Origin of the sequence: Pseudomonas sp. KBS0710 (assembly GCF_005938045.2) — a bacterium.
In the GTDB taxonomy this organism is placed as follows: domain Bacteria; phylum Pseudomonadota; class Gammaproteobacteria; order Pseudomonadales; family Pseudomonadaceae; genus Aquipseudomonas.
In genome coordinates this window covers 553968-574745 of record NZ_VCCF02000001.1, presented here as the reverse complement: position 1 = coordinate 574745, position 20778 = coordinate 553968, and the positions used below count along the sequence as shown (strand labels likewise).

The window sequence follows — 20778 nt, the reverse complement described above, 5'->3', positions numbered from 1 at the left end:
TCAGTCCTGGGTAAAGATGAAGTCGGCAGGCAGTAACCCGCGCAATTGGCTGCGAATCGCCGCCACCTGCTCATCGGTATAAGGCCGGGCCGGGTGTTTGCCCCAGACCGGTGCCGGCCAGGCCGCATCGTCACGTTTGCGCACAATCACATGCACGTGCAACTGGCTGACCACATTACCCAGCGCGCCGATGTTCATCTTGTCGGCCGCCAGCCCTTCATTAAGCAACTGCGCCAGGGCGGTCGTCTCTTGCCACAACCGGTGTTGATCGGCGACATCCAGTTGAAACACTTCGCTGATACCGTCTATGCGCGGCACCAGGATGAACCAGGGGTAATTGGCGTCGTTGGACAGCAGCAGGCGGCAGAGCGGGAAGTCCCCAATGGCCAGTGTGTCTTGTTGCAGGCGTTGGTCTAAGGCGAACACGCGGCACTCCGTTCGGCAGGTCAATTTCAGGTGCCCAGCATACCTTCGAATGCCCAAGGCTTCACGGCGAATGCGGGAGCGTTGAGGCAACCGGGCAAAAAAGTACGCACCCTTTCGAGGCAGGCAAATATTTGAGCTACGCTAAATCGGGCCTCAGGGGGATGCACCAAAATGACCCACCCGTGCCTCAAAGGGATCCGCCAATTACCCACTCAAGGGGTGAACCGGTAACGCTTTGCCCTGGCACAGGATTTTTGTACCTCCCAAAGGGTGTTTCAGCGGGGCGTCAAGCCCAAACCAAACGACGTAAAAAGCCCGTGCTTATGCGGTTTTTACACGGCCGTAACGTTTTTCACGAAAAAATGACATTCGGTTACCGCTTTGTGCACGCTTGTTGCATTCACACCCGTATCGTCGGCAACGGCACCCGTTTGGATACAGGTGTTACGCGATAAGAAACAGTAGCGTTCAGGTGCATTTCAAGGATGAGTTCAAACTTCGCAAGGGGTATGAATACTGCACTTTAGTTGTCAGCCTGGTGACACTCGGGCTGTGAATTTGCGACAGGGAAATAGCAATTTACGACAGCCTCGTAAAGAAGCTGAAAGGATAGATGAGTAAGTATCGTCAATAGGGTCTGCGTGATATAACTTTGCGCCGACACAAAAAAGAAAGAGCCGCCCAGATAAAAATACAGGTGGGACGGCAGTACTCTTCCTAAAACCAAAGGAGCAAATCACGATGCGCGTGATGAAGTGGAGCATGATCGCCCTGGCTGTATCAGCAGGCACCTCGCAGTTCGCAATGGCGTCCGCCCAGGACGATTCCAAGGGCTTTGTTGAAGACAGCACTTTAAGCATCAACACTCGCCTCCTGAACTTCGGTCGCGACTTCCGTAACAACGACACCGGCAAAAGCCGCGTCAACGAAACCGGCCTGGGCTTCAACGGCCTGTTCCAGTCGGGCTACACCCAAGGCACCATCGGTGTCGGTGTTGACGTGATCGGCCTGCTGGGCGTGAAACTGGACAGCGGCAAGGGTCGTTCGGGCACTGGCCTGTTCCCTACCGGGGCCGACGGTCGCTCGCAAGACGACTACTCCAAAGGCGGCGGCGCCGTTAAGTTCCGCATCTCCGACACCGTGCTTAAAGTCGGCGACCAGTACACCACCGCGCCTGTGTTCGCTTCCGACGACAGCCGCCTGCTGCCAGAGCTGCCGCAAGGTATCTCGATCACCAGCAACGAGATCAAGGGCCTGAAACTCGAAGGCGGTCACTTCACCTCGAGCGTGGCACAAGCACAGACGTTCCATGACAGCCTGGGCCTGACCAAAACCGACTTCATCGGTGGTGTCTACGCCCTGACGCCGGAAGTCAGCGCCAGCCTTTACTACGCGAAGACTGAAGACTACTGGAAGAAAACCTACGCCAACCTGAACTGGACTCACGCGCTGAGCAACGAACAGTCCCTGGCCGTTGACTTCAACATCTACAGCACCAAAAGCGATGGTCTTGGCCTGCAACGCGCAGAAAAAGACAACACCACCAAGCTGGATAACCGTGCGTACAGCTTGCAAGGCGCGTACACCATCCAGGCTCACACCTTCACCCTGGCCTACCAGAAAGTCAGCGGCGACGGTGACTACGGCTACGGCGTAGACGGCGGCGGCACGATTTTCCTGGCCAACTCCATTGCCCGTTCCGACTTCAACGCTGAAGACGAAAAATCCTGGCAAGCTCGCTACGACCTGAACATGGCCACTTTCGGCGTGCCAGGCCTGAGCTTCATGACTCGTTATGTCAGCGGTAGCGGCGCCAACACTGGCACCACTTCGAACGGCAAAGAGTGGGAACGTGACATCGAAGCCAAGTACGTGGTTCAGAGCGGCCCGGCAAAAGACCTGAGCCTGCGCGTTCGTCAAGCGACCTATCGTTCGTCTGATGGCGTGTACTACGGTTCGGCGTCGATCGACGAACTGCGTCTGATCGCGCAATACCCGCTGAACATCTTGTAATTAGCCATTTAATTACAATGATGACTTAAGGCTTGGGCCTTAATTAAAAAGCCGCTCCCCTGTTTTGCAAGGGAGCGGCTTTTTTGTTTCAGCTTTATTACAAAGAAAAAATAACTAGCAAGCTAAGTAACTAAACTAACCTCAGGTGTCGAACCTGACCTATCGGCCAAGTTCGACAGCCTGCCGCTTAGTTATTTGGCAAGCGGTTCTTGCATCACGCGAATAACTCGCTGTGGAAACGGAATATCAATACCCGCGCCTTTCAAACGATCACGCGCCAGTTCATTGAGCATAAACACCACGTCCCAATAATCCGGGGTATTGGTCCAGCAACGCAGGGAGACAGTGATCGAACTGTCACCCAAGGTCGACACCACGGCCACAGGCGCCGGGTCGGCCAGTACGCGTGGGTCTTTGGCCAGCTCCAACAGCACTTCACGGGCCTTCTGCAGATCGGCTTCGTAGTCGACACCCACATCAAACACTACTTTGCGGGTCGGCTGACGGTTGGTGTTGGTGATGATGCCGTTGGACAGAATGCCGTTGGGCACGATCACGGTCTTGTTGTCGCCAGTACGCAGCACGGTGTGGAAGATCTGGATGCTGTCGACAGTCCCGGACGTGCCCTGGGCTTCGATCCAGTCACCAATGCGGAACGGGCGGAACAGCAGAATCAGCACGCCACCGGCAAAGTTCGCCAGGCTGCCCTGCAACGCCAGGCCGATGGCCAGGGTGGCGGCACCGATCGCGGCGACAAACGAGGTGGTGGCCACGCCGATCATCGAGGCCACACTGACGATCAGCATGACTTTCAGCGCAATGTTCGCAAGGCTGGTGATGAAGTGCTGCAACGCCAGGTCGGCGTTACGCAGCGCCAGCAAGCGCCCCACGCGGTGGGTCAATACGTTGATCAGCCACCAGCCGATGGCTAGGGTGATCACCGCCAGCAACACGCGGCTGCCGTATTCCATGATCATGGGGATCCAGGACTGCGAGGTCTTGATCAGGTGATCCATTTCAGCGTTTAAATCCATCTATCTTCTCCTGTTGCGCGGATGTGCGGCTTAATTGACTGCCTTAAAACGCAAATGAGCCCCGAAGGGCTCAAGTGTAGGCACTGTTTCTGGGGCGTGGGACGTTAAAAACGCCCACAGGTTCCCCAATGTGCCATCAGTCACGGAAGTTATTGAACTGCAGCGGCATGTCGAAGGTCTTGGCGCGCAGGGCGGCTATGGCTTCTTGCAGGTCGTCACGCTTCTTGCCGGTGATACGTACCTGCTCACCCTGAATGGCGGCCTGGACCTTCAACTTGGCATCTTTGACGTGAGCGACGATCTTCTTCGCCAGCTCCTTGTCGATGCCTTCCTTGAGCACGGCTTCCTGCTTCATCAGCTTGCCCGAGGCGTAGGCGTCCTTGATTTCAAGGCACTGTGCGTCGATCTTGCGCTTGACCAACGACAGCTTGAGGATTTCGATCATCGCTTCCAGCTGGAAATCGGCTTCAGCGGTCAGGTTGACGGTCAGTTCCTTTTCCTTGAACTCGAAGCTGCCCTTGCCCTTCAAGTCATAGCGACGGTCCAGTTCCTTGACGGCGTTTTCGACGGCGTTGGTGACTTCGTGTTTGTCCAGTTCGGATACCACGTCGAACGAAGGCATGTCATTTCTCCAATATAAGGGGCGGGCTCAGTAGAGATGGAGCGCGCCCAAGCTAAAATGCCGAGGCATTATAGCGGTTCTTTCGCGCCATTCATCGCAGGCGACCCTACGGAGCACAAACTGATGTCGACCACCTGGCATATTCTCGGCGCCGGCAGCCTGGGCACCCTCTGGGCCACGCGTTTATCACGCGCGGGCCTGCCCGTGCGGCTGATAGTGCGCGATGCCGCGCGCCTGGCCAGCTATCACCAGGCGGGCGGCCTGACCCTGGTGGAACACAGCCTAGAAAATACTTACCCGGTGATCGGCGAAACACCCGACAGCCCCGAGCCGATTCATCGCCTGCTGGTGGCGTGCAAAGCCTACGACGCCCAAAGCGCCATCGCACAGCTGCAACACCGACTGGCACCCGACGCTGAACTGATCCTGCTGCAAAACGGCCTTGGCAGCCAGGATGCGGTGGCCGCGCAACTACCCCAGGCCCGCTGTATCTTTGCCTCCAGCACCGAAGGCGCGTTTCGCGACGGCGATTGGCGCGTGGTCTTCGCCGGCCACGGCTTTACCTGGCTGGGGGACTCCAGCCACCCCGCTCCCCCACTGTGGCTGGACGACCTGCACGCCGCTGGCATTCCCCATGAGTGGAGCACCGACATCCTCACGCGCTTGTGGCGCAAGCTGGCGCTCAATTGCGCCATCAACCCATTGACCGTGCTTTACCAGTGCCGCAACGGTGGCCTGCAAGCCCATCACTGTGAAGTCGCGACTGTGTGCGCCGAATTGAGCGAGTTGCTCGAATGTTGCGGCCAACCCGCCGCCGCACAAGACTTGCACAGCGAAGTGGAACGGGTGATCCAGGCCACCGCGGCCAACTATTCCTCCATGTATCAGGATGTGGCCAACAACCGTCGCACCGAAATCAGCTATCTGCTCGGCTATGCGTGCCAGGCGGCAGCGCGCCATCAATTGGTGCTGCCGCATCTGCAACAGTTGCAGGCGCGCCTGGTCGACGACTTGCACTCACGCGGATTGGCCAGCAACTGAGGCACGCGCTACCCTGCCTACCTGTCTATCACCTGGAAAAAACCTGATGCCACTGCGCCAGCGTCTAGAAAACCTACCGGTAGGGCAGAAACTGCTGGCCGCCCTGCTGGTGCTGTTGACCACCGTATTGCTGGTGGCCAACCTGACGTTTATCAGCGCCGCCTATTGGATTTCCCAGGAAAGCATGGCACCCCAGGCGCTGCAGGCCATCGGTCGATTGGTGTCAAACCCCGCCCTCGCCGCCGAAGCCCTTGAGTCTCCGGCCAAGGCCGACGCCCTGCTCAATGAGTTGACCAGCTATTCACCCTTGCGCGCCGCCGCGCTGTACGACGGCGAAGGCACCTTGCTCGCACAGATGCAGCACGGCAACCGCCTGCACCTGCCGGAAAACTACCGACATATCGAAGCCTGGCGCCTCACCGAATTTCGCAGCAACCAGGTCATCACCCTGCCCCGCGCTGGCCAACCGTCCGGGCATTTGCTGTTGGTGGCCAGCAGTGAGTTGCCGGTGGCCTTCTATACCGGCACATTGACCGCCAGCCTCGGCATCCTGATTTTCAGCGTATTGCTGTGGCTGGTCATCGCTCGCCAGATCAAACGCCTGATCACTCGCCCGATCCATGAGTTGGAAGAGCTCTCACGCCAGGTCACGCGCGAAGAGAACTACGCCCTGCGTGCCGGGCGCGGCAACCATGATGAAATCGGCAGCCTGGCCGAAGCCTTCAACACCATGCTGTCGCGTATCGAAGCCCGCGAGCAGCAGCTCAAACGTGCGCGGGACGACTCTCAGGCAGCCTACGACCAGGCCCAGGGCCTGGCCGAAGAAACACGCCACACCAACCGCAAGCTGGAACTGGAAGTGCAGGTGCGCAGCAAGATCGAGAAAAAGCTCACCGGTTTCCAGAACTACCTCAACAGCATCATCGACTCGATGCCGTCGGCGCTGATCGCTCTGGATGAACAGCTGTACGTGACCCAATGGAACCAGGAAGCCACGGCGCTTTCCGGCACCCGCCTGGATGAAGCGCTGAACCAGCCGATCTTCCTCGCCTTCCAGCCGCTCAAACCGTACCTGCCGCAGATAAAGGCCACGGTGGAGCAGCACACGGTCGAACGCATCGAACGCGTCACCTGGATCAAGGACGACGAACCCAAGCATTACGCCCTGACCTTCTACCCGTTGATGGGCGGTGCCGGGCGCGGCGTGGTGATCCGTATCGACGACATCACCCAGCGTTTGTCCCTGGAAGAAATGATGGTGCAGTCAGAAAAAATGCTCTCCGTGGGCGGCCTGGCTGCAGGCATGGCCCATGAGATCAACAACCCGCTGGGGGCGATCCTGCATAACGTGCAGAACATCCGTCGGCGCCTGTCTCCCGAGCTGCCCAAGAACCTGGAACACGCCGAACAGGCCGGTATCGAACTGGAGACGGTCAATCGCTACCTGCAAGGCCGCGAAGTCCCACAATTGCTCGACGGCATCCAGCAAGCCGGCGCGCGGGCGGCGAAAATCGTCACCCATATGCTCAGCTTCAGCCGCCGCAGCAACCGCCAGATGGCGCCTTGCGATTTGCCGGCACTGATCGACCAGGCCGTGGAAATTGCCGGTAACGACTTCGACCTGACCATCGGCTTCGACTTCAAGGGCCAGGCGATCATCCGCCAGTTCGACCCACAACTGGGCCCGGTGCCGGGTACCGCCAACGAGCTGGAACAGGTGCTGCTTAACCTGCTGAAAAACGCTGCGCAAGCCATTCACCTGCGTGAAGACGACAGCGAGCCGGGGCGCATTATCCTGCGCACCCGCCTCAACCCGCCGTGGGCGGAGATCCAGGTGGAAGACAATGGCATCGGCATGAGCGAAAACGTGCGCAAACGCACGTTCGAGCCGTTCTTCACCACCAAGGAAATCGGCCAAGGCACCGGGCTTGGGCTGTCGGTGTCGTACTTCATCATCACCAACAACCATAAAGGCCAGATGGAAGTGCATTCCACCCTCGGCCAGGGCACCTGTTTTACGTTGCGCCTGCCGTTGGCCGGCAGCCAAATCCCACCCTATGAACTGACTCAACTGGAGCAATGACCATGGGCTTTCGCCTGTCGAAGATCTACACCCGCACCGGCGACAAGGGCGAGACAGGCCTGGGCGATGGCCGTCGCGTGCCGAAGGATCACCCTCGCGTGGAGGCGATTGGCGAGGTGGATACGCTCAACAGTCAGTTGGGTTTGCTGTTGGCCAGCCTTGAAGAACAGAGCGGCAAGCACCCGCAGCTCAACGAGGTAATCGAGGTGCTTACGCCGTGCCAGCACCGCTTGTTCGACTTGGGGGGTGAGTTGGCGATGCCCGTGTACAAAGCGTTGAATGCCGCAGAAGTCGACCGGCTGGAAGCGGCGATTGATCGTTGGAACGAGGAAGTCGGGCCGCTGGAGAACTTCATCTTGCCCGGCGGTTCAGCGTTGATTGCCCAGGCCCATGTGTGCCGAAGCCTGGCGCGCAGTGCGGAGCGGCGGTGTCAGCAGTTGAATGCGATTGAGCCGCTGGAAGGCGTGGGGCTTGCGTATATCAATCGGTTGTCGGATGTGTTGTTTGTGGCGGCGCGGGTGATTGCCAAGCGCCAGGGTGTAGCGGAAGTGTTGTGGCAGGCGGCGGCGAAGCCCCACTGAAAAACGCGGCGCCTGGTCTGCCGCCTTCGCGAGCAAGCCCGCTCCCACATTTGACCGCATTCCAAAGGTGGAACTCGGTTAAATGTGGGAGCGGGCTTGCTCGCGAAGAGGCCAGTCAGAACAGCATCAAACCTCAGGCCAGAACGCGCGAATACCTGCCACACCCTGAGCCCCGGCTGCCCAAGCCTGTTCCCGCTCAGCCGGCCCTACCCCGCCCAGCAGAAACACCGGTTTGCTGAACCCACGGATCAGCTCTGCCGCCTGCTCCCAACCCAACGGCTGGGCATCAGGATGAGTCTGGGTCGGCTGCACCGGCGACAGCGTGACAAAATCCACGTCCATCATCACTGCCAGCGCCAGCTCTTCTGCGTTGTGGCAAGAAGCCGCCAACCAGCGATCCTTCGGCAGCGGGCGGCCTTTGCTCGCGTATTTACGCAATTGCGCCGAGGTCATGTGCCAGCCGGCGGCAGGGAAATCCCCCAGCCATTCGAACGGCCCTTTAAGCATCAGTTGCGCCTTGCCGGCACACAGGCCCACCGCGTCCACCGCCAGGTCACGGTATTTAGGGTCGTAACCGTTGGGCGCACGCAGTTGAATCAGCTTGATGCCACCGGCAATGGCTTTTTGAATGCCCCGCAGCAGGGTCGGCGTTTCCAGCTCACCCGGGGTAATCAGGTATTCAGCGGGCAAACGGGCAGCTGCAACAATCGGTGCATTCGCCGCCGGGAACTCATAGTTGAGCAAGTCCCGTGGCATCACCCATTCCAGCGGCTGCCCTTCGGCACCGTGGGGCTCGCCGGTAAAGGCCGAGACTTCCCAGACATCCAGCAACACCTGCTTGTCCGGGTAGTCATGCTGCACTTTGATCAGCGGGCGCGCCGTAGTGACCTCAATGCCAAGCTCTTCCTGCAACTCGCGGGACAACGCGGCAACGACCGACTCATCAGCCTCCACCTTGCCGCCGGGAAACTCCCAGAGGCCGCCTTGATGCTGGGTATCGGCACGGCGTGCCAGCAGGATCCTGCCGTCAACGCCACGGATCACCGCGGCTGCTACATGCACTCGTTTCACCAGGCTTTCCTCTTGGCTGTCAGGTGCGGTATTCCGCGTTGATCTTCACATACTCGTGGGACAGGTCGGTGGTCCAGATGGTTTCGCTGCACTCGCCGCGACCCAACTCAATGCGGATGGTGATTTCTTCCTGCTGCATCACCGCCGAGCCCTGGGCTTCGGTGTAGGTTTCGGCGCGGGCACCACGGCTGGCAATGCACACCTCCCCAAGGAAGACGTCGATCTTGCTGACGTCCAGGTCCGGCACACCGGCACGGCCGACGGCAGCGAGGATGCGGCCCCAGTTTGGGTCGGAAGCAAACAGTGCCGTCTTGATCAGTGGCGAGTGGGCCACGGTGTAACCCACATCCAGGCATTCCTGGTGATTGCCGCCGCCGTTGACTTCAACCGTGACAAACTTGGTTGCGCCCTCGCCGTCACGCACGATGGCCTGGGCCACGTCCATACACACCTCGAACACCGCCTGCTTCAATGCGGCGAACAGCGCGCCCTCGGTGGAGGTGATTTCCGGCAGGTTGGCCTGGCCGGTGGCGATCAGCATGCAGCAGTCGTTGGTCGAGGTATCGCCATCGATGGTGATGCGGTTGAACGACTTGTTGGCGCCGTCGAGCATCAGGCGCTGCAATACGTCGCGAGAGACTTTGGCGTCGGTGGCAATGTAGCCGAGCATGGTGGCCATGTTCGGGCGGATCATGCCCGCGCCCTTGCTGATGCCGGTGACGGTGACGGTCACGCCATCGTGTACAAACTGGCGGCTCGCGCCTTTGGGCAAGGTGTCGGTGGTCATGATACCGGTGGCAGCAGCCGCCCAGTTATCCACAGACAGGTCGTCCAAAGCGGCTTGCAGCGCACCTTCGATTTTTTCCACCGGCAGCGGCTCACCGATCACACCGGTGGAGTACGGCAGCACTTGGCTGGCATCCACGCCGGTCAGCTGGGCCAGTTTGGCGCAGGTGCGCGCGGCGGCAACCAGGCCTGGCTCGCCGGTACCGGCGTTGGCATTGCCAGTGTTGGTCAGCAGGTAACGGATCGAGCCGGCCACGCGTTGCTTGGCCAGGATTACCGGTGCGGCGCAAAACGCGTTGAGCGTGAACACACCCGCAACCGTCGAGCCTTCGGCACAGCGCATCACCACTACATCTTTGCGCCCTGGGCGCTTGATGCCGGCCGAAGCGATACCGAGTTCAAAACCGGCGACCGGGTGCAAAGTGGGCAAAGGACCAAGACCAACAGCCATGAATGCGCTCCTTAAAAAATAGGTGATGTCTGTGCCGTCGTGATCGACGGTGAAATTAATGGCAAAACGCCGCGACGGCAAAGGCCGGTCGCGGCGCAGGGTGTTGCAGCGTCAGGCAAAAATCTTAGTTGATTTCGCCGTGGCAGTGTTTGAACTTCTTGCCCGAACCGCACCAGCACAGCTCGTTGCGGCCCAGCTTCTGGTCATTGCGAACCGGGGTTTGAGCCAGGGCCACATCGACCTCTTCGCCCAAGACTTCCGGCGCTTCCAGGCCCGGTGCTTCGTCATGCTGGAACTGCATGCGCGCAGCCAGTGCCTCGGCTTCCTGACGCAGGCGGGCTTCTTCCTCGATCGGGTCTTCGCGGCGCACCTGAACGTGGGAGAGCACGCGAATCGAATCGCGCTTGATCGAATCCAGCAGCTCGGAGAACAGCGTGAACGACTCGCGCTTGTACTCCTGCTTCGGGTTCTTCTGGGCGTAGCCACGCAGGTGGATACCGTGACGCAAGTGGTCCATGGTCGACAGGTGGTCTTTCCACAGGTCATCCAGCACACGCAGAACGATTTGCTTCTCGAAGGTGCGCAGTGCTTCGGCACTCGCCTGCTCTTCTTTCTCGTTGTACGCGGCCAGCAGCTCGGTCATCAGCTTCTCGCGCAGGGTTTCTTCGTACAGGTGGTCGTCTTCGTCCAGCCACTGCTGAACCGGCAAGTCCACACCGAAGTCGCTCTTCAACGCGGCTTCCAGGCCGGCAACATCCCACTGCTCAGGCAGGGACTGTGGCGGGATGTGTGCGCTGACGGTGGCGTTGAGCACGTCCTGACGGAAATCAGCGATGGTTTCGCCAATGTTGTCGGCGGCCAGCAACGTGTTACGCATGTGATAAATCACTTTACGCTGTTCGTTGTTGACGTCATCGAACTCAAGCAGTTGCTTACGAATGTCGAAGTTGCGGCCTTCAACTTTGCGCTGGGCCTTCTCGATGGCGTTGGTCACCATGCGGTGCTCGATCGCTTCACCGGACTGCATGCCCAAGGCTTTCATGAAGTTCTTCACCCGATCAGAGGCGAAGATACGCATCAGGCTGTCTTCCAGCGACAGGTAGAAGCGGCTGGAACCGGCGTCACCCTGGCGACCGGCACGACCACGCAACTGGTTGTCGATACGGCGCGATTCGTGACGCTCGGACGCGATCACCTGCAAACCACCGGATTCCAGCACCGCCTGGTGGCGTTTCTGCCAGTCAGCCTTGATCTGGGCGATTTGCTCAGGGCTTGGGTTTTCCAGTGCTGCAACTTCCACTTCCCAGTTACCGCCCAACAGGATGTCGGTACCACGACCGGCCATGTTGGTAGCGATGGTCAGTGCGCCTGGGCGACCGGCCTGGGCGATGATCTCGGCTTCTTTTTCGTGGAACTTGGCGTTGAGGACCTTGTGCTCGATGCCTTCCTTGTTGAGCAGGTTGGACACGTGCTCGGAAGTTTCGATGGTGGCAGTACCCACCAGGATCGGACGACCCTGGGCCATGCCGTCCTTGATGTCGTTGATGATTGCCGCGTACTTCTCTTCGGCCGTCAGGAACACCAGGTCGTTAAAGTCTTTACGCGCCAGCGGCTTGTTCGGTGGGATCACCATCACGGCCAGGCTGTAGATCTGGTGGAATTCGAACGCTTCGGTGTCCGCTGTACCGGTCATGCCGGACAGTTTGTTGTACAGACGGAAGTAGTTCTGGAAGGTGGTAGAGGCCAACGTCTGGCTCTCGGCCTGGATGTTGAGCATTTCCTTGGCTTCGATGGCCTGGTGCAGGCCTTCGGACAGACGGCGACCCGGCATGGTACGGCCGGTGTGTTCGTCAACCAGTACGACCTGGCCGTCCTGGACGATGTATTCGACGTTGCGATGGAACAGCTTGTGGGCGCGCAGGCCGGCATACACGTGGGTCAACAGGCCCAGGTTGTGCGCCGAGTAGAGGCTTTCACCCTCGGCCAGCTCGCCGATCTGGGTCAGCATCTCTTCAACAAACTGGTGACCGGCTTCGTTGAGTTCGACCTGGCGGGTCTTCTCGTCGATGGTGAAGTGACCTTCTTTGGTCACCACGCCTTCCACTTCCTCAACGTGCTGCACCAGGCGCGGGATCAACTTGTTGATCTCGGTGTACAGGCGCGAGCTGTCTTCGGCCTGGCCGGAGATGATCAGCGGGGTACGCGCTTCGTCGATGAGGATGGAGTCGACTTCGTCGATCACGGCAAAGTTGAGTTCGCGCTGGAATTTTTCTTCCATGCTGAACGCCATGTTGTCGCGCAGGTAGTCGAAACCGAATTCGTTGTTGGTGCCGTAGGTGATGTCGCACGCGTAGGCGGCGCGCTTTTCTTCCGGCGGCTGGAACGGCGTGACTACGCCAACGGTCAGGCCGAGGTATTCATACAGCGGGCGCATCCAGTTGGCGTCCCGGCGAGCCAGGTAGTCGTTCACCGTCACAACGTGCACGCCCTTGCCGGACAGTGCGTTGAGGTAAACGCCCAGGGTTGCCACCAGGGTCTTGCCTTCACCGGTACGCATTTCGGCAATCATGCCTTCATGCAAGGTCATGCCGCCGATCAACTGCACGTCGAAGTGGCGCATGCCCATGACACGCTTACCGGCTTCACGGGCGACCGCAAAGGCTTCTGGCAACAGCTTGTCGAGGGTTTCACCTTTGGCTATGCGGGCCTTGAACTCTTCGGTCTTGGCGCGCAATTGCTCGTCCGACAGGGCAACCATCTGCTCTTCGAAGGCATTGACCAGCTGCACCGTCTTGAGCATGCGTTTGACTTCGCGCTCATTCTTGCTTCCAAAAAGTTTCTTTAACAAAGGCGCAAACATATCGGCAGGTTCTTCCACACATAGGGATGGAGGGCGCACCGTGAGTGGCCCGAGCAGCCCTCACGGCCGCATGCGAACGCGCATTCTACCCGGAATCGTGGGTGAGGAAAGTGGCGTTATTCCCCGATGCTGGCATGGCGCTGTGAGAGGGCTTATTTAAAATAAGGGCTTTTGCTGGAACTTCAACCCATCAAGCGCAGAAGTTACCTATTGATTTCACTCGCATTGCCCTGCTATCGCTTTGCCTGGGGCCGCACAGGCGCTTTCTGCTAAGATGGCGGCTCTGTTACTTAAGGTGTCTAAACATGGCGTTTCGCCCACTTACAGCCCGCGCGCCCAGCGTGTTGCTCCGCGAAGCCAAACCGTTGAAAGCCATCTTCGGCCACGCGCAACGCTTGGGCCATTTGCAACGCCTTGTAGAAAGCCAGCTGCAACCTGCCGCCCGCGAACATTGTCATGTGGCGTCGTGGCGCGAAGGCAATTTGCTGCTAATTGTCACCGATGGGCATTGGGCGACTCGCCTGCGCTACCAGCAAAAACGCTTGCAGCGCCAATTGATGGCCTTTGATGAATTTGCCAGCCTGACCCGCATCCAGTTCAAGGTGCAGCCGCCCACCGTGCAGCAAGGCGCAGTGGGGCATACCATGGACCTCTCGCAGAATGCCGCCGAAACCATTCAAGCCACGGCCGACGGCATCAGCGATCCGGGCTTGCGCGCGGCACTGGAGCGGCTGGCCGCCCATGCCAGGCCCAAGCCCTGACGCCCTATTTGCGTTTGCTGCCGCCCAGTAACGAGCCTAACAACCCGCGCACCAACTGCCGCCCCATTTGATTGGCCGCCTGCTGCATGGCGGATTTGAGCGCCTTGCCCGCCGTGGTCCCCAGGAACGCCCCGGCCTTGTCGGTAAAGCTCGGCTCTTCAGCGGTCGGGTTGGCCTCCTCCGTCGGGCCAAGCTCCTTGCGCGCCATCAGCACTTCATAGGCCGACTCACGGTCAATCGGCTTGTCGTAGCGCCCCAATAACGGCGAACTGGCGATGATCGCGGCGCGCTCGGCTTCGCTCAACGGCCCGATCCGCGATTGCGGCGGCGCCACCAGTACGCGTTGGACTACTTCTGGCGTGCCCTTTTCCTGCAACGTACCCACCAACGCCTCACCGGTGCCCAACTCGGTCAGCACCGACAAGGTATCGAACGCCGGGTTGGGGCGAAAACCGTCCGCCACCGCCCGCAGGGATTTCTGCTCTTTAGTGGTGAACGCCCGCAGGCCATGCTGGATACGCAGGCCCAGTTGCGCCAATACCGTGTCGGGCAAATCCCCCGGAGATTGAGTGACAAAGTACACACCCACACCTTTGGAACGAATGAGTCGCACCACTTGCTCCAGGCGATCCTGCAATGCCTTGGGCGTATCCGCGAACAATAAATGTGCCTCGTCGAAAAACAGCGCCAGCAGCGGTTTGTCGGCATCGCCACGCTCCGGCAGTTGCTCGAACAACTCGGCCAGCAGCCACAGCAGGAAGGTCGCATAGACCTTGGGCGCTTCGTGCACCAGACGGCTCGCGTCCAGCAGATGGATGCGCCCGCGACCATCGCTGGCCGGCTGCAAGATATCTTCCAGTTGCAGGGCCGGCTCGCCGAACAAGGCTTCGGCGCCCTGCTGTTCAAGCACCGCCAAGCGCCGCAACAGCGCCTGGCTGGAGCCGGTGGTCATCAGCGCCGCGTCGTCGCCCAGCAGTTCCGGGTGATAACGCAGGTGGTTAAGCAAGGCCTTGAGGTCTTTGAGGTCCAGCAGCAACAGGCCTTCGCGGTCGGCCACCTTGAAAGTCGCATAGAGGGCCGATTGCTGGCTGTCGGTCAGTTCAAGCAGGCTGCCAAGCAATAACGGCCCCATTTCGCTGATGGTGGTGCGCAATGGATGACCGGACTGCCCGTGGATATCCCACAGCGTTACCGGATACGCCTTGGCGCTGTAATTAAGGAAGGGCATGCCCGCAATGCGCTCGGCCACCTTGCCTTGCGGGTTGGCCGCAGCGCCAAGGCCGCACAGGTCACCCTTGATATCAGCGGCAAACACGGCCACACCCGCATCGCTGAAAGCTTCCGCCAAGCGCTGCAACGTGACGGTTTTACCTGTGCCGGTGGCGCCGGCAATCAACCCGTGACGGTTGGCCAGACGCATGGCCTGGGCGATGGGTTGGCCGTCGAGGCCGGCGCCGATAAGGAGTTGCGAGGAATCAGGCATTTCGTCACCTTTGGTTAATCTTTAGTGCCGTCAGGTCGATACAGACAGAGGTAAGACCCACAAAGTCTAAAAATAGGTCAGATAGTTCTCACAGGGACCACCGGAATTATCACACGCAGTATCACACCTTTTTTGACGCTGTCATTTTGCGCGTCCCACGAGGACGCGCTTCGGATATTAAGACCTTAGCGGACCCTACAAGCCATGAATAAAAACCTGCGCTTCAGCCACAAAATCCTGCTTGCAGCCTCCCTTATCGTCATCGCCGCTTTTGCACTGTTTACCCTCTACAACGACTACCTGCAACGCAACGCGATTCGCGACGACCTCGATAATTACCTGCATGAAATGGGCGATGTCACCGCCAGCAACATTCAAACCTGGCTCACCGGGCGCATTGCCCTGGTCGAAAACGCCGCGCAGAACATCGCCATCAACCCTGAACCCGCTGTAGTGGCTGGCCTGCTCGAGCAGAAAACCCTGACCTCCTCGTTCATGGCCACCTACGTGGGCGACAGCAAAGGCGCCTTCACCATCCGCCCCGACACCAAGATGCCGGACGGTTTCGACCCACGGGTGCGCCCTTGGTACAAAGGCGCCCAAAGCAGCAACGGCTCAACCCTGACCGAACCTTATATCGACGCGGCGACCGGCCAGTTGATCATTTCCGTCGCCACACCCAGCGCCAAGGCCGGGCAAAGCATCGGCGTGGTCGGCGGCGACCTGAGCCTGCAAACCCTGGTGGATAACATCGGCGCGCTGAACTTCGGCGGCATGGGTTACGCGTTCCTGGTCAGCGCTGACGGCAAAGTGCTGGTGCACCCGGACAAGAACCTGGTGATGAAGACCCTGGCCGACATGTACCCGAAAAACACCCCGAAGATCAGTGGTGATTTCAGCGAAGTCGAGGCCAATGGCAAAGACAACATCGTGACCTTTACCCCCATCAAAGGCCTGCCGTCGGTGAACTGGTACCTGGGTATTTCGGTGGATAAAGATAAATCCTTCGCCATGCTCAGCAAATTTCGCACCTCGGCCGTCATCGCCACGATCATCGCGGTCGTGATCATCATCGCGCTGCTCGGCATGCTGATCCGAGTGTTGCTGCAACCCCTGCACGTGATGACCCGCGCCATGCAGGACATCGCCGATGGCGAGGGTGACCTGACCCGCCGCCTGAACATCCAGAATCACGACGAGTTCGGCACACTGGGTAACGCTTTCAATCGCTTCGTGGAACGTATTCATACCTCGATTCGCGAAGTGTCCTCGGCCACCGAGCAGGTCAATGAAGTGGCCCTGCGTGTGGTCAGCGCTTCCAACTCGTCGATGGTCAACTCTGACGAGCAAGCCAACCGCACCAACAGTGTGGCCGCCGCCATCAACGAACTGGGCGCGGCTGCACAGGAAATTGCACGTAACGCCGCCCAGGCGTCCCATCAGGCCAGCGATGCCCGGCACTTGGCCGAAGACGGCCAGCAAGTAGTCGAGCGTAATATCAAGGCAATGAATCAGTTATCCGAGATGATCAGCGCCTCCAGCAGCAATATCGAAGCGCTCAACAGCAAGACCGTGAACATCGGGCAAATTCTGGAAGTGATCACCAGCATTTCCCAGCAAACCAACCTGCTGGCGCTGAACGCCGCCATCGAAGCCGCGCGGGCCGGGGAAGCCGGGCGCGGGTTTGCGGTAGTCGCCGATGAGGTGCGCAACCTGGCGCATCGCACTCAAGAGTCGGCGCAACAAGTGCAAAAGATGATCGAGGAACTGCAAGTCGGCGCCCGCGATTCGGTCAGCACCATGAGTGAAAGCCAGCGCCATAGCCTGGAGAGCGTGGACATCGCCAACCTGGCCGGCGAGCGCCTCAACAGCGTGACCCAGCGCATCGGCGAGATCGACGGCATGAATCAGTCCGTGGCCACCGCCACCGAGGAGCAGACCTCGGTGGTGGAGTCGATCAACATGGACATCACCGAGATCAACACCCTCAACCAGGAAGGTGTGGAAAACCTGCAATCCACCCTGCGCGCCTGTACCGATCTGGAACAACAGGCCGCACGCTTGAAACAGCTGGTGGGCAGTTTCCGGATCTGATCCCTGCGCCCGCCGAGCGTTTAAGGCGGCGGGCCGCTAGGCTTGCTCGGGATCGGTTTTAGCCTGTTCCTGCTGCCACAACTCTGCGGCACCGGGAAACTCGGTGCCGTCCTCAGCGTCCAGGTCATCCGGGTCAAAACGGCTCAAACACCCCTCGCCCAGCGTCGCAGGCGCTTTGGAGGTGGCTTTATCGAGTGGATCGCTCATCGCTTAATCCTTAATGGCGGGCAAAAAAAGGGCCTGGGACGATTTAACGCCCAGGCCCTTTTATCTACAACTTAAACGCGGCTATTTAAACGTGGCTATCAGAACACCACCGTCTTGTTGCCGTGCACCAGCACGCGATCTTCCAGGTGGTAACGCAGGCCACGGGCCAGCACCATCTTCTCGACATCACGGCCGAAACGCACCATGTCTTCAATGCTGTCACTGTGGCTGACACGCACTACGTCCTGCTCGATGATCGGGCCGGCGTCGAGTTCCTCGGTCACATAGTGGCAAGTGGCGCCAATCAACTTCACACCACGCAGGGAGGCCTGGTGGTAGGGCTTGGCCCCGACAAACGACGGCAAGAAACTGTGGTGAATGTTGATCACTCGGCCAGCGTACTCACTGCACAGTTCCGGCGGCAGGATTTGCATGTAGCGCGCCAGCACCACCACATCGGCTTCGTGCTGCTTGACCAGACGGGAGACTTCGGCGAATGCCGGCTCCTTGTCCTGTGGGTTGACCGGCACGTGGTAGTACGGGATGCCATGCCATTCGACCATGCTGCGCAGGTCATCGTGATTGGAGATCACACAGGCTATCTCGCAGTCGAGCTCATCGCTGTGCCAGCGGTGCAGCAGGTCAGCCAGGCAGTGGGACTCGCGGCTGGCCATCAGCACGACACGTTTTTTCTGCTCCGTGTCGGTGATATGCCAGGTCATCGAAAACTCTTCGGCGATCGGCGCAAACGCCTCGCGAAACGCTTCAAGACCAAAGGGCAGCGTGTCGGCACGTATCTCGTGACGCATGAAAAACCAACCGCTGAGATCGTCCGAGTGATGGCTCGCCTCGGTGATCCAGCCGTTGTGGGAGGCCAGAAAGTTACTGACTTTGGCAACGATGCCAACCCGGTCCGGGCAAGCAATCACCAGCCGAAAAGTGCGCATTAGGGGGAAACTCCAGAACTTCGCAAAGGCCGCCATTCTAGCGATTACGCAGAAAAACTGCAGTATTCCTTGCACCTTATTCTGTCGCCCGGCGCGGGTGACATCCCTTAATAGCGTAAGGTTTTACCGCCGCTATATGAGCGGCCCCTCACGTGCAGGCAATTATCCGAAATAAAACGGAATTATCTTTACACCTACCACCTACTAATTAACTCGATTGCATAGCAGGGCCACAAACATTCAACGTAATTCACATAAATGCCTCCTTAAATGTTTACTTGGGGAAATTGCCTGACTATTATTAGGCCACTCACTGTCAATCAGCGCTCTACATAAGGTAGTCCACATGTCCCTGATCAACGAATACCGCGCCACCGAAGAAGCTATCAAAGAACTGCAAGCCCGCTTGAAGAACCTGTCCCAAGACGACAAGCTGCAAACCGAGCTGGAATTCGAAGGCAAACTGCGCACCCTGATGGGTGAGTACTCCAAATCCCTGCGTGACATCATCGCGCTGTTGGATCCGGAATCTAAAGTTAAAGCACCGCGTGGCGCTGTGAAAACTACCGGCACCAAGCGTGCTCGTAAGGTCAAGCAGTACAAAAACCCGCACAACGGCGAAGTGATTGAAACCAAAGGTGGCAACCACAAGACTCTGAAAGAGTGGAAAGCCAAGTGGGGCGGCGACGTGGTTGAAGGTTGGGCGACCCTGCTGGGCTAAGCCTGATCGGGCTGCGGCCTGATATGCAACACATTAAAAACGCCAGCTTGCTGGCGTTTTTTATTGTCCGAATAATCTACAAGTACCGGACTACAGGCCCAGGCGAGCGGCTAAAGAATCGGCATACTCCTGCCATTCATCCAGCACCTGGCACTGAAACGATGTAGCACTAACAGCCAACTCCTCACGCGCCTGCTTAAATGCCAACAGGGTATTGGGTGCGCCCCACTCCGGGCTCGACAAACGTTGCTGACAGAAAAGTTTCCAGCGTTGTTGCTCATCGTTGTCCAAGGTGTCAGGAAAGTTACGAGCGCGGTAACGGAATAATAATTCCGGCAAACGATGATCATCGAAAGGCCACTGCTGACGTGCCAACTGTGAGGGTTCAGCCGCTCGGACTTGTTCGCATAACCGTCGGTCGCGGTCACCGATAAAACCGTCATAGAGCTGCTGCTCCGGGTCTGTGCTCGGCGCAAAGTCTTCCTCGGCGTAAATGGCTGCCAACTTGTCACGCCAAACTTCCTGTGCGTCAGTTAGTCGCAGCGCCCGTGCCTGGCACACGTCCATATCGAAGTTCAGGCGTTCGCGATCCTGTGCGCGCAGCACACTCAATGGCGCGACCACCGGGCAACGGTTGATATGCAACAACTTGAGCGGCACTGGCAGTTCACCTTCTGCCAACTCATCGCGGCGCGTGTAGAGCCGCTGGCGCAAGGTGTCGGCGTCCAGGTCAAGCAAACCCTGTGGGTCGAGGCCGAGGTCGCAGACAATCAATGCATTGCGATTGCGCGGGTGCCAGGCAAGGGGCAGCACCACACCCAGGTAATGACGCTCGGCGGAGAAACGCCCGGAAATATGCACCATGGGCTGCAACAGACGGATCTGATCCATCACCCGCTGCTTGCTGCGCAGCTGAAACAGCCAGTCATACAATTTGGGCTGCTTCTCGCGGATCAGACGCGCCAGGGCAATGGTGGCACGCACATCCGATAGAGCATCGTGAGCCTGGCCATGGTCGATGCCATTGGCTTGGGTCAAACGCTCAAGCTTGAGGGTGACACGCCCGTCCTGCTGCGGCCACTCAATGCCTTCGGGGCGCAGTGCGTAGGCCGTGCGGACCACATCGATCAAGTCCCAGCGACTGTTGCCGCCCTGCCACTCACGGGCATACGGATCAAAAAAGTTGCGGTACAGGCTGTAGCGGGTCATTTCATCGTCAAAGCGCAATGTGTTGTAACCTGCGCCGCAGGTGCCTGGTGCAGCCAGCTCGGCGTGCACGCGGGTCATGAAGTCGGCTTCGGCCAGGCCTCTTTCCGCCAGAATGCCTGGGGTGATACCGGTTATGGTGCAGGCCGCCGGATGCGGCAGGATATCGTCGCTTGGCTGGCAATAAAGGTTGACCGGCGGGCCGACCTCGTTGAGCTCGAGGTCGGTACGAATACCGGCGACCTGCAACGGGCGATCGTTGCGCGGGTTGATGCCGGTGGTTTCATAGTCGTACCAGAAAATGGTGGTCACGGGCTGTTCCTGTGCTGAAGATTGGCAAAGTCTAGGCGCTGCAAGGCACCCGGGGCCAGCGATAGATTACTGTACAAAC

17 protein-coding genes and 1 pseudogene are annotated in these 20778 nt (G+C 59.1%); 8 read left to right on the top strand and 10 right to left on the bottom strand.

Annotated elements, in window-relative coordinates; genetic code table 11:
• Positions 1 to 426 (bottom strand): HIT domain-containing protein, encoded by a 426-nt coding sequence (locus FFI16_RS02665; RefSeq protein WP_138814043.1) that lies wholly within the window; start codon positions 424 to 426, stop codon positions 1 to 3.
• A 741-nt stretch (positions 427 to 1167) separates the two neighbouring features.
• Here FFI16_RS02665 and FFI16_RS02660 point away from each other — a divergent pair.
• Positions 1168 to 2439, top strand: coding sequence for an OprD family porin (locus FFI16_RS02660; protein WP_138814042.1), 1272 nt, complete (start codon positions 1168 to 1170; stop codon positions 2437 to 2439).
• A 191-nt stretch (positions 2440 to 2630) separates the two neighbouring features.
• Here FFI16_RS02660 and FFI16_RS02655 read toward each other — a convergent pair whose 3' ends face one another.
• Together FFI16_RS02655 and FFI16_RS02650 are read right to left on the bottom strand one after the other, a co-directional pair.
• Positions 2631 to 3473, bottom strand: a complete 843-nt coding sequence (locus FFI16_RS02655; RefSeq protein ID WP_138814041.1) for a mechanosensitive ion channel family protein — start codon at positions 3471 to 3473, stop codon at positions 2631 to 2633.
• A gap of 136 nt (positions 3474 to 3609) precedes the next feature.
• Positions 3610 to 4095, bottom strand: coding sequence for a YajQ family cyclic di-GMP-binding protein (locus FFI16_RS02650; RefSeq protein WP_003209785.1), 486 nt, complete (start codon positions 4093 to 4095; stop codon positions 3610 to 3612).
• A gap of 123 nt (positions 4096 to 4218) precedes the next feature.
• On the opposite strand from FFI16_RS02650, the gene FFI16_RS02645 reads away from it, so the two are divergent.
• From FFI16_RS02645 to FFI16_RS02635, 3 genes are read left to right on the top strand one after another with little or no spacing between them, the layout of a single operon-like run.
• Complete coding sequence (locus tag FFI16_RS02645; RefSeq protein ID WP_138814040.1) at positions 4219 to 5136, top strand: putative 2-dehydropantoate 2-reductase; 918 nt, start codon at positions 4219 to 4221, stop codon at positions 5134 to 5136.
• 46 nt (positions 5137 to 5182) lie between these two features.
• Positions 5183 to 7219, top strand: a complete 2037-nt coding sequence (locus FFI16_RS02640) for an ATP-binding protein (protein ID WP_138814039.1) — start codon at positions 5183 to 5185, stop codon at positions 7217 to 7219.
• A 2-nt stretch (positions 7220 to 7221) separates the two neighbouring features.
• Complete coding sequence (locus FFI16_RS02635) at positions 7222 to 7800, top strand: cob(I)yrinic acid a,c-diamide adenosyltransferase (RefSeq protein WP_138814038.1); 579 nt, start codon at positions 7222 to 7224, stop codon at positions 7798 to 7800.
• Between the two features lie 126 nt (positions 7801 to 7926).
• On the opposite strand, the gene FFI16_RS02625 is transcribed toward FFI16_RS02635, so the two are convergent.
• From FFI16_RS02625 to secA, 3 genes are all read right to left on the bottom strand, one after another.
• Positions 7927 to 8871 carry a Nudix family hydrolase gene (locus FFI16_RS02625; protein ID WP_138814036.1) on the bottom strand — a complete coding sequence of 315 codons (945 nt, stop codon included), beginning with the start codon at positions 8869 to 8871 and terminating at the stop codon, positions 7927 to 7929.
• Between the two features lie 19 nt (positions 8872 to 8890).
• Complete coding sequence (argJ, locus tag FFI16_RS02620) at positions 8891 to 10108, bottom strand: bifunctional glutamate N-acetyltransferase/amino-acid acetyltransferase ArgJ (protein WP_138814035.1); 1218 nt, start codon at positions 10106 to 10108, stop codon at positions 8891 to 8893.
• A 124-nt stretch (positions 10109 to 10232) separates the two neighbouring features.
• Positions 10233 to 12968 carry a preprotein translocase subunit SecA gene (secA, locus tag FFI16_RS02615; protein ID WP_138814034.1) on the bottom strand — a complete coding sequence of 912 codons (2736 nt, stop codon included), beginning with the start codon at positions 12966 to 12968 and terminating at the stop codon, positions 10233 to 10235.
• Positions 12969 to 13273: 305 nt separating this feature from the next.
• On the opposite strand from secA, the gene FFI16_RS02610 reads away from it, so the two are divergent.
• Positions 13274 to 13729 (top strand): DUF721 domain-containing protein, encoded by a 456-nt coding sequence (locus FFI16_RS02610; protein WP_056858560.1) that lies wholly within the window; start codon positions 13274 to 13276, stop codon positions 13727 to 13729.
• A 4-nt stretch (positions 13730 to 13733) separates the two neighbouring features.
• Here FFI16_RS02610 and FFI16_RS02605 read toward each other — a convergent pair whose 3' ends face one another.
• Positions 13734 to 15212 (bottom strand): helicase HerA-like domain-containing protein, encoded by a 1479-nt coding sequence (locus FFI16_RS02605; RefSeq protein WP_138814033.1) that lies wholly within the window; start codon positions 15210 to 15212, stop codon positions 13734 to 13736.
• Between the two features lie 204 nt (positions 15213 to 15416).
• Between FFI16_RS02605 and FFI16_RS30835 the strand changes: the two are divergent.
• Together FFI16_RS30835 and FFI16_RS30830 are read left to right on the top strand one after the other, a co-directional pair.
• Positions 15417 to 16448, top strand: a pseudogene (locus tag FFI16_RS30835) (cache domain-containing protein); the annotation flags it as partial.
• A gap of 93 nt (positions 16449 to 16541) precedes the next feature.
• Positions 16542 to 17306 (top strand): methyl-accepting chemotaxis protein, encoded by a 765-nt coding sequence (locus FFI16_RS30830; RefSeq protein WP_371923617.1) that lies wholly within the window; start codon positions 16542 to 16544, stop codon positions 17304 to 17306.
• A 36-nt stretch (positions 17307 to 17342) separates the two neighbouring features.
• Here FFI16_RS30830 and FFI16_RS30410 read toward each other — a convergent pair whose 3' ends face one another.
• Both FFI16_RS30410 and purU read right to left on the bottom strand, forming a co-directional pair.
• Positions 17343 to 17513 (bottom strand): hypothetical protein, encoded by a 171-nt coding sequence (locus tag FFI16_RS30410; RefSeq protein ID WP_178112624.1) that lies wholly within the window; start codon positions 17511 to 17513, stop codon positions 17343 to 17345.
• 98 nt (positions 17514 to 17611) lie between these two features.
• Positions 17612 to 18460: a formyltetrahydrofolate deformylase gene (purU, locus tag FFI16_RS02595; RefSeq protein ID WP_017139791.1), complete on the bottom strand. Its 849-nt coding sequence runs from the start codon at positions 18458 to 18460 to the stop codon at positions 17612 to 17614.
• Between the two features lie 346 nt (positions 18461 to 18806).
• Between purU and mvaT the strand changes: the two genes are divergently transcribed.
• A complete protein-coding gene (gene mvaT, locus FFI16_RS02585) occupies positions 18807 to 19181 on the top strand; it encodes a histone-like nucleoid-structuring protein MvaT (protein WP_005790963.1) in 375 nt (124 codons plus the stop codon).
• A gap of 90 nt (positions 19182 to 19271) precedes the next feature.
• On the opposite strand, the gene sbcB is transcribed toward mvaT, so the two are convergent.
• Positions 19272 to 20699 carry an exodeoxyribonuclease I gene (gene sbcB, locus FFI16_RS02580; protein ID WP_138814030.1) on the bottom strand — a complete coding sequence of 476 codons (1428 nt, stop codon included), beginning with the start codon at positions 20697 to 20699 and terminating at the stop codon, positions 19272 to 19274.
• Positions 20700 to 20778 lie beyond the last annotated feature (79 nt).

What these genes read in the sequence shown, in the direction of transcription:
- FFI16_RS02660 (WP_138814042.1), top strand. Translation starts at nt 1,168, where the DNA reads ATGCGCGTGATGAAGTGGAGCATGATCGCCCTGGCTGTATCAGCAGGC.
- FFI16_RS02655 (WP_138814041.1), bottom strand. Translation starts at nt 3,473, where the DNA reads ATGGATTTAAACGCTGAAATGGATCACCTGATCAAGACCTCGCAGTCC.
- FFI16_RS02650 (WP_003209785.1), bottom strand. Translation starts at nt 4,095, where the DNA reads ATGCCTTCGTTCGACGTGGTATCCGAACTGGACAAACACGAAGTCACC.
- FFI16_RS02645 (WP_138814040.1), top strand. Translation starts at nt 4,219, where the DNA reads ATGTCGACCACCTGGCATATTCTCGGCGCCGGCAGCCTGGGCACCCTC.
- FFI16_RS02640 (WP_138814039.1), top strand. Translation starts at nt 5,183, where the DNA reads ATGCCACTGCGCCAGCGTCTAGAAAACCTACCGGTAGGGCAGAAACTG.
- FFI16_RS02635 (WP_138814038.1), top strand. Translation starts at nt 7,222, where the DNA reads ATGGGCTTTCGCCTGTCGAAGATCTACACCCGCACCGGCGACAAGGGC.
- argJ (WP_138814035.1), bottom strand. Translation starts at nt 10,108, where the DNA reads ATGGCTGTTGGTCTTGGTCCTTTGCCCACTTTGCACCCGGTCGCCGGT.
- secA (WP_138814034.1), bottom strand. Translation starts at nt 12,968, where the DNA reads ATGTTTGCGCCTTTGTTAAAGAAACTTTTTGGAAGCAAGAATGAGCGC.
- FFI16_RS02610 (WP_056858560.1), top strand. Translation starts at nt 13,274, where the DNA reads ATGGCGTTTCGCCCACTTACAGCCCGCGCGCCCAGCGTGTTGCTCCGC.
- FFI16_RS02605 (WP_138814033.1), bottom strand. Translation starts at nt 15,212, where the DNA reads ATGCCTGATTCCTCGCAACTCCTTATCGGCGCCGGCCTCGACGGCCAA.
- FFI16_RS30830 (WP_371923617.1), top strand. Translation starts at nt 16,542, where the DNA reads ATGGTCAACTCTGACGAGCAAGCCAACCGCACCAACAGTGTGGCCGCC.
- FFI16_RS30410 (WP_178112624.1), bottom strand. Translation starts at nt 17,513, where the DNA reads ATGAGCGATCCACTCGATAAAGCCACCTCCAAAGCGCCTGCGACGCTG.
- purU (WP_017139791.1), bottom strand. Translation starts at nt 18,460, where the DNA reads ATGCGCACTTTTCGGCTGGTGATTGCTTGCCCGGACCGGGTTGGCATC.
- mvaT (WP_005790963.1), top strand. Translation starts at nt 18,807, where the DNA reads ATGTCCCTGATCAACGAATACCGCGCCACCGAAGAAGCTATCAAAGAA.